General features: G+C 38.3%; 12 protein-coding genes and 1 pseudogene. 5 read left to right on the top strand and 8 right to left on the bottom strand.

Annotated features, from left to right (window positions below; all coding sequences use genetic code 11):
- Positions 1-24: 24 nt before the first annotated feature.
- Complete coding sequence (gene fmt, locus FJR04_RS09595) at positions 25-1,026, bottom strand: methionyl-tRNA formyltransferase (RefSeq protein WP_168494010.1); 1,002 nt, start codon at positions 1,024-1,026, stop codon at positions 25-27.
- A gap of 883 nt (positions 1,027-1,909) precedes the next feature.
- Between fmt and FJR04_RS09590 the strand changes: the two genes are divergently transcribed.
- The gene (locus FJR04_RS09590) at positions 1,910-3,187 is read left to right on the top strand and encodes a hypothetical protein (RefSeq protein WP_168494008.1); all 1,278 of its coding nucleotides are present in this window, start codon (positions 1,910-1,912) and stop codon (positions 3,185-3,187) included.
- A 60-nt stretch (positions 3,188-3,247) separates the two neighbouring features.
- On the opposite strand, the gene FJR04_RS09585 is transcribed toward FJR04_RS09590, so the two are convergent.
- The 5 genes from FJR04_RS09585 to FJR04_RS09565 all read right to left on the bottom strand — a co-directional run bounded on the left by FJR04_RS09585 (position 3,248) and on the right by FJR04_RS09565 (position 7,014).
- Positions 3,248-3,730: a hypothetical protein gene (locus tag FJR04_RS09585; RefSeq protein ID WP_168494006.1), complete on the bottom strand. Its 483-nt coding sequence runs from the start codon at positions 3,728-3,730 to the stop codon at positions 3,248-3,250.
- 81 nt (positions 3,731-3,811) lie between these two features.
- The gene (locus FJR04_RS09580; protein WP_168494004.1) at positions 3,812-4,576 is read right to left on the bottom strand and encodes an energy-coupling factor ABC transporter ATP-binding protein; all 765 of its coding nucleotides are present in this window, start codon (positions 4,574-4,576) and stop codon (positions 3,812-3,814) included.
- Between the two features lie 10 nt (positions 4,577-4,586).
- Positions 4,587-5,246 carry an energy-coupling factor transporter transmembrane protein EcfT gene (locus FJR04_RS09575; protein WP_168494003.1) on the bottom strand — a complete coding sequence of 220 codons (660 nt, stop codon included), beginning with the start codon at positions 5,244-5,246 and terminating at the stop codon, positions 4,587-4,589.
- Complete coding sequence (locus FJR04_RS09570) at positions 5,239-6,162, bottom strand: energy-coupling factor ABC transporter permease (protein ID WP_168494001.1); 924 nt, start codon at positions 6,160-6,162, stop codon at positions 5,239-5,241. The genes FJR04_RS09575 and FJR04_RS09570 overlap by 8 nt, the downstream gene beginning before the upstream one ends.
- Before the next feature lie 225 nt (positions 6,163-6,387).
- Positions 6,388-7,014, bottom strand: coding sequence for a tetratricopeptide repeat protein (locus FJR04_RS09565; protein ID WP_168493998.1), 627 nt, complete (start codon positions 7,012-7,014; stop codon positions 6,388-6,390).
- A gap of 111 nt (positions 7,015-7,125) precedes the next feature.
- Here FJR04_RS09565 and FJR04_RS09560 point away from each other — a divergent pair.
- Positions 7,126-7,251, top strand: a pseudogene (locus tag FJR04_RS09560) (helix-hairpin-helix domain-containing protein); the annotation flags it as partial.
- 180 nt (positions 7,252-7,431) lie between these two features.
- The gene (locus tag FJR04_RS09555) at positions 7,432-7,866 is read left to right on the top strand and encodes a bacterioferritin (RefSeq protein WP_168493996.1); all 435 of its coding nucleotides are present in this window, start codon (positions 7,432-7,434) and stop codon (positions 7,864-7,866) included.
- Positions 7,867-8,334: 468 nt separating this feature from the next.
- Here the strand turns inward: FJR04_RS09555 and FJR04_RS09550 are convergent, their stop codons facing one another.
- Positions 8,335-9,294: a glycosyltransferase family 2 protein gene (locus tag FJR04_RS09550; protein WP_371717588.1), complete on the bottom strand. Its 960-nt coding sequence runs from the start codon at positions 9,292-9,294 to the stop codon at positions 8,335-8,337.
- A 184-nt stretch (positions 9,295-9,478) separates the two neighbouring features.
- Here FJR04_RS09550 and FJR04_RS09545 point away from each other — a divergent pair, with 184 nt between their 5' ends.
- Positions 9,479-10,678 carry an argininosuccinate synthase gene (locus tag FJR04_RS09545; RefSeq protein ID WP_168493992.1) on the top strand — a complete coding sequence of 400 codons (1,200 nt, stop codon included), beginning with the start codon at positions 9,479-9,481 and terminating at the stop codon, positions 10,676-10,678.
- Between the two features lie 82 nt (positions 10,679-10,760).
- On the opposite strand, the gene FJR04_RS09540 is transcribed toward FJR04_RS09545, so the two are convergent.
- Positions 10,761-11,390: a DedA family protein gene (locus tag FJR04_RS09540; protein WP_168493990.1), complete on the bottom strand. Its 630-nt coding sequence runs from the start codon at positions 11,388-11,390 to the stop codon at positions 10,761-10,763.
- A 375-nt stretch (positions 11,391-11,765) separates the two neighbouring features.
- Here FJR04_RS09540 and FJR04_RS09535 point away from each other — a divergent pair, with 375 nt between their 5' ends.
- Positions 11,766-12,119 carry an STAS domain-containing protein gene (locus tag FJR04_RS09535; protein ID WP_168493988.1) on the top strand — a complete coding sequence of 118 codons (354 nt, stop codon included), beginning with the start codon at positions 11,766-11,768 and terminating at the stop codon, positions 12,117-12,119.
- Positions 12,120-12,508: the final 389 nt, after the last annotated feature.

Raw genomic sequence — 12,508 nt, 5'->3', positions numbered from 1 at the left:
AACTGACCAATCACCAATCACCCATTACCCATTACCCATTACCTCACCAACTTGTAACCGAGTACCATTGACAAAATCCCATCCTGACTGGGGACGTTTACCTGTTAGTTGCACTTCTCGCAGCAATAATAAACCTGACCCCGTTTGTACAATTGCTCCTAATCCTTTGATAATATTAACCACTGCTCCGACTTGACCTGATATGCTTGATAGATCAGGTATTTTGTTTATTTTCTCTTGTAGTTGTTCTGGTAACTCGTGAATATACTCAGGATATAGGGGAACAGTAGCAGTTATTTTTAATGGTTGGTTGCGAAAAGTTGCCGTACAGTTAGGATAAAATCCGCGAATTTGATTATGTAATTGGATAGCACTTTGTTCCCAATTCAAGTTATAGTCTGGCTTTTGAATCAAAGATGCGTAAGTGGCTGCGCTATGATCTTGGGGAATAGGTGGAATTTCCTGATTTTCTAGTTTGTATAAAGTTTCTATGAGTAAATCTGCACCAATAATAGATAACTTTTCCGCTAAAACCTGAGCATTATCTAGTAATGCAATTGGTGTAATGGCTTTAAGCAGCATATCACCTGTATCCATGCCTTTATCCATGAGCATAGTTGTGATCCCCGTTTCTTTTTCTCCGTTACATATAGACCACTGAATTGGAGCAGCCCCGCGATACTGAGGTAAAATAGAACCATGAACATTAACACATCCCAGCTTTGGCATATCTAACATCTTCTTAGACAAAATTTGCCCATAAGCAACAACGACAAATACATCTGCTTCTATCTGCTTGAGTTGTGTTAAGGTTTCAACATCTTTTTTTACCCTCTCAGGTTGCCATACTGGGATATGATAGTCTGTAGCTAAAGCTTTAACTGGTGAAGGTGTTAATTTATTGCCACGCTCCCGACGTTTGTCTGGTTGGGTGACAACTGCCATTACCTGGAAATCCTTATTGTCCAAGAGTTTTTGTAATGTAGGAACGGCAAAGTCAGGAGTACCAAAAAATACTATTTTCATTAGTTGTTAATCATTAATTACGAGTGTTGAGTCATTAATCAATGGTAAGTGTGTTCTCCATCACTGACAACTTCCTAAACTTAATTATTAATAGAATTATGTTTAGCGTTTTTAGTGACAGGACATGAATTTGAACGGTTTCATGGTATAGTGTTTACTATTGGTTTCGCAAAAATTGCCTGAGTTTTTGGGCAATATGTTAAGCGATCGCTCGTTGCATCTCCTACTTGCTGGTTTTTGGTGTCTAGCTGTGTTTTTCAGTTAGTTATTAGCCCCGTTACTAAATCAAAACTATTTGATAAATACCCAAGTCCAAATAGACTGCGTTTGCTTAATCGCGGTTTTATGAATGTGGTTTGCATTTTGTGATTTTGGGCGGATTAATGTTTATTATTGATTGTGCATCAGTTAGTCTCAACTTGCCAAAAGCAGATAAATTTTATTTGGATCAAGTCTGTGCTGTGACAGTTAACTCAAAACGGAGAAACCTGTTTTTAGTTAAGTTAAGCTACGGTTACTTTCAATAGATTCTCGAAGTATTGGCTACTAATTTTAGTCCAGTAAAAACTCAATTATGCTTGTCATAGACATATCTATATTCAAAATTAGTTTTGGGTACAAGTATACTTTAGTACAGCATGAATGATGGTATTTATTAACAGATGTAACTAACTGTTAAGTTAAATAACGGACTTATCTACATTAAGTAAAGATTATGAAGGTGTGAACGGTGACACTAAAACTTTTGTAAAGCAATTGCAAAATTTGAATAAATTATCTCGTAAAAGCTTTTGGTTTATTGGTATACATATAGTCATAGCTTTTTCCATTCCCGTATAAATACTGCCCGCACTTAGCAACTGCCCCCCTAGAGAGTCTCATCATGCTTAAACCCCTTTTGGTGTCAGGATGGTTTCGTGTTCAACCATTTCTCAAGTACATTGCCATTATTATCGTCATTTCACCCTTCGCGGGAAAGTCTATTCATGCTACTTTAGCCAAACAATCCGAAGTAGCAAATGTTAGTGCGGGAAATGGAACATTCAATACAAATCTGGCAGAAAGTGCTACTAGTGGCAAACTGAATTTACAATTTGCTGAAGTTAACTCTCAAACTGGAAAAATCTCTATTGGTGAGGGAATACAATCTTTACCAGCTAATCAGGTGGTTTTAGGGGCAGAAGTAGAGAATCCTCCAATTGTAGAGAATCATGTTTTTATTAAAGCTGCATCATCAGTTGATACTGCACAATATCAACAACAAAAATCGGATCATCAAGTGGATTTGATCCAAAGATTAAAAACCGCGAAAGAACAAGATGAATTAAAGACGGCAATTAATGAGAGTTCTTTATCTACAGTATTGGCAACAGTCAAAGTTACACCTGGTAGAAATGAATCATCACAGAATAGAAACAAAGAAATAACTGTAACTGAACAGCAAAACGAGTCAGAAATAACACAAGTAGATCCTATAGGTAGTCCCCATCCCATCCCTTGGCAATGGATTATGGCAACACAGGAAACGGTTGGTGGCCAAGGTGTTTCTGGTGTCCGCTACTATCGCAGTATCCCCGTAATTTCTCCTGATGGTAGATATGCGATGTATAGCCGAGTGCAAATGGAAGTTAAACCAGAAATGCACAATAGCCGCGTTAATAGTGTGTTGTTTATGGAAGATAGACAAACTAAAAAGCTACGGGTGATGACATCAACGGGTATGGTAATTGATCCCCTATTAAATAAACAGGCAAGTTTAGCGGAAGAAGTTGATAATAATGGTAAAATTGGGGTATTCGTGCCTGTTAGCTGGTCTGAAAAAGGCGATCGCTTCCTAGCACGTAAATTTGTAGCGATTTTCAATACAGCAGATGCTACAGACGAGGCTGTAATTTGGAATCGTCAACAAGATAATATCAATGTAGTTCATCCTGTAGAATCGCCAGATGATCACGAAAAAATATCAATATTGTTAGGCTGGAGTAAAAAGCAGCCCAATAGTGTATTATTCCGTGCTGGTGAACTAGGTGAAGAAAATTGGCCTTTAGTACAAGTGGCTAATGATGGTAGGACTGTAGATATTTCAGCCGAGGGAGATCAACCTGTAACTTTTGGTGAAAGATCCGGAATTTGGGCAGATCCACAAGTTGCTTCTCGATAATAAACATGGGTTGAAAACAATGTAGAGACGTGCTAGGGAACGTCTCTACAATATATTTGGCTATTGAGGCTGGCTGCAATAGCTATTTAACTTAACCCCTAAAGCATCTGATTCCTTGCCAGCAGTTTTAGCTGCGGTAGTTAGTGCAGAATCAATTTCTTTTCTAGCTTTTTCAATTTTTATCCTACCATCTGATGATGCTTCGGCTGTTTTAGTGTCCCCAAGAGCCTTGGAAGCTTTGGCGATCGCTTCACTAAGCTTATCAAAAATTTTGATAAAACTGAGTTCAAATTCTTTGAGTTCGGGGTCTTTTAAATTTAATTCCTGAATAGATTTGGTCACATTTTTCAGGTCTTTAGATAATTGCAAGCTCGTTGATACCTGCTGACCTTTTTTTGTATCAATCAGTGATGTACCCTCATTGACAACAGTAATTAATCGCTGACATTGGGAGATTTTACTCTCGCTGCAACTACTAATGAATAAAGCAATGCTCAAGCTAACAGGAGCAATAACTGTAAAACGGGAAAACAACATTAACATCCCAAGCGCAATAAAATCCCATTCATATTAACCAAAATTCCTTTCTTGTCATGCAATTAGGAATTTTTGTCTTTATTCAGTTTACCAATCTACAGGCAACCCTAACCTATCTAAAGTTGTTCCATCTTGCAAGAGTGTTTGAATATCGCCGTCTATTTGGATTTTACCAGTAGATAGAACTAAAGCTCGTTGGGTAACTCTTCCTAGCCAATGGAGATCATGAGAGGCTATTAACATCACCTGTATGGGTAATTTTAATAATACTTGGGCTAAATGTCGTCGCCAGGCTGGATCAAGTCCGTTGGTTGGTTCGTCTAAGATGAGAATTGCTGGATCTAGGGCTAAAACGGCGGCGAGGGCGGCTAAACGTCTTTGTCCTCCAGAAAGTTCATGAGCGGAACGGTGGGCGTAGGCTTCTAGTCCAAAGTCAGCTAATAGTTGATGGGCTTTTTCTTTGGCAGCTATGGATGAGACACCATAGTTAAGAGGACCAAAGGTAATATCTTCGAGGATTGTGGGCATAAATAATTGGTCGTTAGCGTCTTGAAAGCTAAAACCAATTTGTTGCCTAATTTGCGGCAGGGTATTTGGTGAGATGGGTATACCATTAATCCAGACTTTGCCACTTTGGGCTTGTTTTAAACCGATCAGGTTTTCTAGTAAAGTGCTTTTTCCTGAACCAGTAGCGCCCATTAAAGCCACGCGATCGCCTGTTCTCAAGGTGAAAGAAATTTCTTGCAATACAGGTTGCTGGTGCGAATAGGCATACACCAGATTTTGTACCTCAACTACATTAGTATGCGGTTGAGAGATAGCAATTTGGGGTTTAGAAATTAAGGATGTCAAGATTCACCACTCAAATAACAGTAAGGTAGGAACTTAGGGTTAAACAAGTAGCTGTCACCCCAGCTATTAACAAGATAAAGCGTTCTTTCGGTTTCAGGGTGGAATCTATGGGTAATTGTCCGTTATATCCACGAGTGATCATGGCAGCGTAAACTCTTTCGGCTCTATCTAAGGTGCGGAGATACAAAGCCCCAATCATTGAGGCACTGGCATAGCGTAACCATCCTGTTGTTCCGTTTAAACCACGTAATTGGGCGCTGCGCTGCATCCGGGTGACTTCTGAGAGCAAAATTTCTAAATATTGTCCTGCCAAAATCAGGTTTTCCTTTAATGGTGCAGGTAGTGGTAAGTTTTTCAGGGCAATGCCTAAACTGTGGGGGGGTAAGGTTAATAAAAAACTGTTCATGGTAATTAAACAGATTAGCGATCGCACGAGCAAAAAACTAGCCTTTTCCCATCCCAAAGGTAAAGCTACCAAGGAGAGAAAAATGAATTCTGCACCCAGTAAACCCCCTAATTTGCGAATGGGGACTTTTAAAATGCCCACCCACAAAAGGGCGATCGCTCCATACACAAGCAAATTAGACCAACTATAATGCTTTAAAAAAGCCGCCCCAATCACAATAATGAGCGATAATTGCAAGCGTAATGGCAAGGAAATTTTAAGCATTTTTCGGTTTCATCACTTTGGCAATTCCAAAGGCTACACCAAAGCAAGCTGTAGCACCTATCAAACCCGCAATACTCGTACCTATTTGTTCCAAACCTTGAATACTGTAATCAGCAAAGGGCGTGGGTACTTCTATTCTGACTTCTTCAGCTAAGTTAATAAAACCCATGTTTTCTGCGACTCTTTCCAACCCATCAGGCCAAGCGGAAGCAAATAGGGACAACACACCCGCTACAAGAATAATACTCACAACAGGTACTAACCAGCCTTTAAATTTTTCTTCTTCACCTGGTAACAAATCTGGACGGGCTGTGGCTAAATAAGTCAATACACCCCCAGTAATCAATCCTTCACCAACACCAATTAAAATATGTACACCTGCCATGGTGGGTAAAACCAGGTTAGCTGGTGCTGTTCCTGAAAGGGCTAGTTCAATGGCACAAGCGATCGCCGCGACAACTACACTCACACCAGCAGCAATTCCGGCTGCTAGGGGTAAACGTCCTTTAGAACCACCAAGTAGTCTTTGTAAGGTTTGGGTTAATCCCCAAGCTACCCAAACACCAATTACTCCCAGATTTAAAATATTTGCACCCAAGGCAGTAATACCACCATCAGCAAATAGCACTGCTTGAATAATTAAAACTGTTGCTATACATAACATTCCCGCCCAAGGACTACCTAAAATAATCGCCGCTAATGCACCGCCGCATAAGTGTCCGCTAGTGCCTCCAGCTACGGGAAAATTAATCATTTGGGCTGCAAAAATAAAGGCGGTGGTTAACCCTAGTAGGGGAGCGCGACGAATGCCAAAAGCTGTTTGCGATCGCTCAAAAGAAACAAATAAAGCGGCTGCACTAGCTAAACTGGTAACTGCTGCTACTGGTACTGAAACAAATCCATCTGGTATGTGCATGAGACCCTGTATTTTTTAATGTGTTTTTTTTGCAGACTAATTTAAGCAATATAACGACTAACAAAATTAATAGCAAACTAAAATTTACCTCTTTTTACAATGCCTTATTGGCAGATGTTTTTGGCTTTTTTTTAGGTTTTATTTATAATAAAAAATACATCAAATTATATATTTATTTTTTCAATCGTTAACATTTATAAATCTTTATGACATAATCTCATAATTCTAACTGCTTGAAGAAATTAGGAATCTGAAGCTTTGGTAAGAATTATATATAGGTAAGTTTTTACTTTCTAATTTTTCCTGATTGAACTGAGAATTTTCACCCCGCTTTTTTCGCAATAACTCAATAGTTTCTAATCGGCTAGAAAGGAAATTTTCAAATTTATTTAATTCGGATGATATTAAATCATATATTTCTTGTTCTAAGTGCCAAGTACCTTCATATTCAATATGATAAAATTCATCATTATCATTATTTTTATTATTAGAAGAATGCGAATAATCTTTTCCAATTAAATTCTGAATTTTTTGACAGATATTTGTATATTCTTGATCAGCTACAAGTGTATCAGCTTTTTGTAAATCAGTAATTGCACCTTGATCATCTCTTTGTTTCCTGCAAATTAAACCTCGATAGTGATAAGCTGTAGAAGAATTTTGGTCTTGAGCAATAATTTGGTTAAAACAATCAATAGCTTCACTATATTTATTTTCTTTGTATAGAGAAATTCCTATGGTTATCAGTTGATAATTATCCATATCATTCGTAAATGCAATTTGTTTGATATTTATATAAAATAACCCGCGCAGGCGGGTTTTGTCTATGTAGGTGCGATTTCTAATCGTCATAGTGATTGTCTTATATGTTACAATACTATTGCCAATTTTCCTAAATAGGTATGAAACCCAATAAAATCGTGACGATATCAATAGGTTTTCAGGGTTTTGGCAATAGTATTGCTATATAAAGGTATTTCTAGCCAAATGGCGCAGGAAAATCCTGAAGATGTTACCAAGTTGGTGAAAACCATAGAGGAAAATACTCAAAAAGTGCTAGGAAAAACTAACACTAAAGCACAAAGTTAGTATTTTCACACCATTGGAAGTACAGAATAAGAAGTTTAAAATGGTGAATAAGAGAGAAAATAGTTAAAAACTAAGAGTGAGAATAGTTTTGTTTTTCAAAACCTGAAAAAAGTATAACTTCTCACTCATAATTGGTAGCTAAATACTCTCTATTTGTAATTTTGCTGAACTTAACAACTAATGCAAGAACTCGATCACAAAAAGACCATTGACATCCTCAACGCCATTATGGAATTTGAACTAGCAGGGGTAGTTCGCTACACCCATTATTCCTTAATGGTGACAGGTCCCAATCGTATCCCCATTGTGGCATTCTTCAAAGCGCAAGCCACAGAATCTTTACTTCATGCTCAACAAGTAGGAGAAATTCTCACTGGTTTAGAGGGACATCCTACTTTGAGAATTGCCCCAATGGAAGAAACTTTTAAACATAATGTCAAGGACATCTTGCAAGAAAGTTTATCCCATGAAAAGAACGCTTTGGATATGTACAAAAGTCTTCTAGAAACTGTCACTAACGCCAGTATTTACCTAGAAGAATTCGCTCGTGGCATGATTGGACAAGAAGAGATGCACAATCTCGAACTCAAAAAAATGTTACGTGATTTTAGCTAATAGTTTATAAGTCAGGAGTCAGAAGTCAGAGTAAGAATTTACAACTGACAACTGACAACTGGCTAATAAATAAGATAATACACATCTCCTGAAAATATCAATCTCCTATTATTAGGAAATGACTTACAACCATTAACAAGAAGATTTCTATTAACGTAAAGTTCGAGTTAGATAAATTGTCAGAATCAGGAGGTTACTGAGCGATCGCCTGCTTGGCGTAGCCATAGTCGAAGTACAGGATCAAGACTAATATTTTATCACTAATTACCAATCACCAATCATCAGCCTTAACTAGATGACTAGTACATAACGGCGTAAGTAAACCAACCATTAAGAATTCTCAAAAAGCTTGTGTCATCTGCTTTTTTAATTTTTAATTTTTAATTTTTAATTCCGCCCTGCGGTACTAGCAACTTGGGTTATTAAGCATTGTCAATTACATGGCTTACACCACACTATCAGCAAGCCCTATTTATCCTGCATTTCCTTATAAGCAGCATAAACACTTTTTACATTATACCAATTTAAGAAAATTCGCGCAATTTCCAAAGCCAACTGCGGTTTCCCTAAATTAATTAACCATTGCAAAAAAGGAGACATGGTTTTTTCATTCAATGCCCCATTTAAAGAAAGAATCCCCCATAATAAACGATGAAACCAAGTCATTTGAATCATCATTTTCACTTCCCAAGTAGGATGTTTTTGATAAAATAAAACTCCCATTCGTCCCCGTTGGATTTCTTGATCAATTAACTTAGGAATTTGTTGTAAACTAAAGGCTGGATGCCAATGATAACCAACAGCTTCAGGACATTTAATTAAACTCAAACCTAATTTTTTTAATCTTACCCCTAATTCTAAATCTTCCCAACCATAAAGTTGAAAACCAGTATCAAATAAACCGGCTGCTTCTAACCAATGTTTGGAAATAGCGACATTACCCGTAGCAAAGAAAGCAGCGGAAAAATCTGTGATTTTATAAGGTTCAGCAGTCGGATTTTCAAAATTGCAAGTGTTAATGACTGCACCATAAGTAAAAAAACGTTCTTTTGGTGTATCGGATGTATTACTCTCCAACTTCTTTTTTCCCTGCACCAAAGCATCTGCATGAGCTTGTAGAAAGCTGTTCAGCACTACTAAATCACTATCAATAAAAATTATCGTGTCTCCCAGTGCTTTGTTCACCCCTAAATTCCGTGCAGCAGCAGGACCAGCATGATCCTGTTCAAAACACCGTAAATGAGGGAACTCATCTTTATGCTCTGCTAACCAGTCTAGTGTACCATCGGTAGAACCATCATCCACTAAGACAACTTCATAACCTTGTATGGGCGTTATATCTTTCAATTCCTGTAACTCTAAAGCGCGGAGGCACTTTTGCAAAATCGGTAAGCGATTGTAAGTGGGAATTACAATACTAAAAAACATAGTTTTACTGAAAATACTATTATCCATATTCAGAATATGATAAATACCACAAAGTCAGGGTTTCTTGATTTTAAATTTTGAATAAAAGAATTTTTAATTGGATCGCTGTTGCATCAGTAAAATATACACGATGTAGTCAGATATAATAATGACTCATTCTTTGTTTTCCTAAGTGGAGAAACTAATGGGTCGCGCAAAAAAGGTTGTTCTGGCATATTCTGGTGGAGTAGATACTTCCGTTTGCATTCCCTACTTAAAGAAAGAGTGGGGAGTAGAAGAGGTAATTACCCTAGCAGCAGATTTAGGCCAGGGAGATGAATTAGAACCAGTTCGAGAAAAAGCCCTAAAATCGGGTGCAAGTGAATCCTTAGTAGCGGATGTTAAGGATATCTTTGTTAGAGAGTATGCTTTTCCGGCAATTCAAGCCAATGCGCTCTATGAAAATCGCTATCCTCTAGGAACAGCCCTAGCTCGCCCTCTAATTGCTAAGATTTTAGTAGAAGCGGCTGCAAAATATGGTGCGGATGCGATCGCTCACGGTTGCACAGGTAAAGGTAACGATCAAGTACGCTTCGATGTTTCCTGTACAGCCCTCAATCCCAACCTCAAAATCCTTGCACCAGCTAGAGAATGGGGAATGAGTCGGGAGCAAACTATCGCCTATGGTGAGCAATTTGGGATTCCCACACCAGTAAAAAAATCCTCTCCTTTCAGTATAGATAAAAACTTACTTGGTCGCAGTATTGAAGCTGGTACATTGGAAGATCCAGCCAATGAGCCGCCAGAAGAAATCTATGAAATGACAAAGGCGATCGCTGACACTCCTAATGAGCCAGAATACTTAGAAATTGGTTTCCAAAAAGGGCTTCCTACCACCATCAATGGTACAACCAAAAACCCTGTCGAATTAATTGAACAACTCAATCAAATCGTCGGAAATCATGGTATTGGGCGGATTGACATGATTGAAAACCGCTTAGTAGGTATCAAATCACGGGAAATATACGAATCACCAGCAATGGTAGTTCTGATCAACGCCCACCGTGATTTAGAAAGCCTGACTTTAACAGCCGATGTCAGTCAGTACAAACGAGGCATTGAAGAAACTTACACCAAACTCGTATACAACGGACTTTGGTACAGTCCACTTAAAGCTGCGTTAGATGCCTTTATTCAACAAACACAAGAGAGAGTATCTGGTGTAGTGCGGTTAAAACTATTCAAAGGTAACGCTACCATAGTTGGCCGTTGGAGTGATAATTCCCTCTACACTCCAGACTTAGCCACCTACGGCGCAGATGATCAATTTGATCACAAAGCCGCAGAAGGCTTCATCTATGTTTGGGGACTACCTACTCGTATTTGGGCGCAACAGAATAAATAATTAGGTGATTGGTAATTGGTGATTGGTGATTGGAAATAATTTATTACCCATTACCCATTACCCATTACCCATTACCCATTACCTACTCTTCTGTTTGCTCCTTAACTGCACGAGACTCCCACCAAATTGGGATCGCAATCACAGCAACTAAGATAAGTAAAGCAAAAATCGCAAATTGACTTACCCAAGTCACCAATTGTTCTAAAGAAATAATTCTCCCTGCAAAAAAAGCTAAAGTCACCATCACACTGGCCCATACTGTCGCCCCAGCTAAGTTATAAATCAAGAATTTGCCAAACGGCATTTCCGCTATCCCAGCAAGTGGTGCAGCAAAAATTCGCAACAAGGCAAAAAAGCGACCAAAAAAGACAGCTTTAGCAGCGTTTTCAGTAAATTGTTCTTTAATACTCAACAGTCGTACTTCCGAGATGCGGAAAATCTTCCCAGCTTGAAGCAAGAAAGGCCAACCACCTACTCGACCAATCCAATAGCCGCAATTACCACCAATTACAGCACCACCAACAGCGTCACCGAGAACCAACCAATAATTTAGTTCATTACTACCAGCGAGGAAACCACCAACAATAGTCACGGTTTCACCAGGTAGAGGAATGCCCAAATTCTCTAGCAAGATTCCTAAAAAAATTGCCAAATAACCATAATTATGAGCAATTTCTTGGATGTTTTCTAGTGAAATTAGCTCAAAAGACATCCAGCACCACCGAGTTTACAAAATTTTACCTTTTACATATCTTCGCTTGTCTTGGCTGGGAGTGTCAAAGAATTTATTGCGGTTTTGAATTTTGATTGTAAAATCGTCAAAAAATTAGCTTATGAATAATTTATCAATCACTTGTAAACCGATCAGAAATTTATAAAAGATAAATTTGATACCGAATTTACTGAAAGATTGTGTATATACTGAAAATATTAATCAAAAATTATACGGTATAGCTACTGTAGACAATTGTTTCAACTAAATTACGGTCAAACCTTTTAGATCAGGTTAAACTGTAAATAGATTGTTGAAGTGTGGACAGTATTAGTATCGGTTTTTTCTCGAATCTTTCAATACTTAGTTAAATTTATGACTCTTACACAAGAACGCCAAGTGATTTTGTTTAAACCCCAAGGCAGCATAGACTTAGAGGGTGGTACGGCCTTGAGCGAACAGATGGCTGAAATAAAACCTCAGCATCACCAACTCTGGGTTATAGATTTAGGAGAAGTAGATTTCATGGATAGTTCTGGATTAGTCCCCCTGGTAAAAGGACTCACATCAGCACGTCAAAGTGGTTGTCGATTGGTACTTTGTAACGTTAAAGCTCCTGTTAAATTGATTTTGGAACTTACTCAACTAGATTCAGTATTTGAAATTTTCCCAAATTACGAAGATATTTCTACTTCTGTTGAAAATCAGCAGCTATTATTAGCAAGCTAATTTGTCAAATTTTTCATCTTTTTTTCGGGAGATCCCCCATCCTCAACGAAGCAGGGTGGGGTTATTGACAAATACGTGACATACTCCACACACTCACCCGAAGGGGAGTGTGGGCTTCTCAGCGACTCTTCTTTGAAGACATTGACTGAGCTTTAAGACCGTGTGTCCCACGGTTCTTTAGTTCTTTTAAAACAATTGGTTTCTATTTAAATAGGCTGCTTTTCAGCATTTAATTGGACTACACCTATTCGATTGAATTCTATCATAAATTAGAAGAATCAGAAAATGTTCATTCGTCCCACGCTCCTAAGAGTGAGACGTGGGGCTTCTTGCTGTTAAGCTAAAATCCGCAGTACCTGAAAAAAGACAGGCTCTGCGGAATAGAAGTT

The sequence above is a fragment of the Anabaena sp. UHCC 0204 genome, assembly GCF_009711975.1.
Classification (GTDB): domain Bacteria; phylum Cyanobacteriota; class Cyanobacteriia; order Cyanobacteriales; family Nostocaceae; genus Dolichospermum.
Note: the sequence above shows the minus strand (reverse complement) of the source record. Positions and strands in the feature narration are given on the sequence as shown.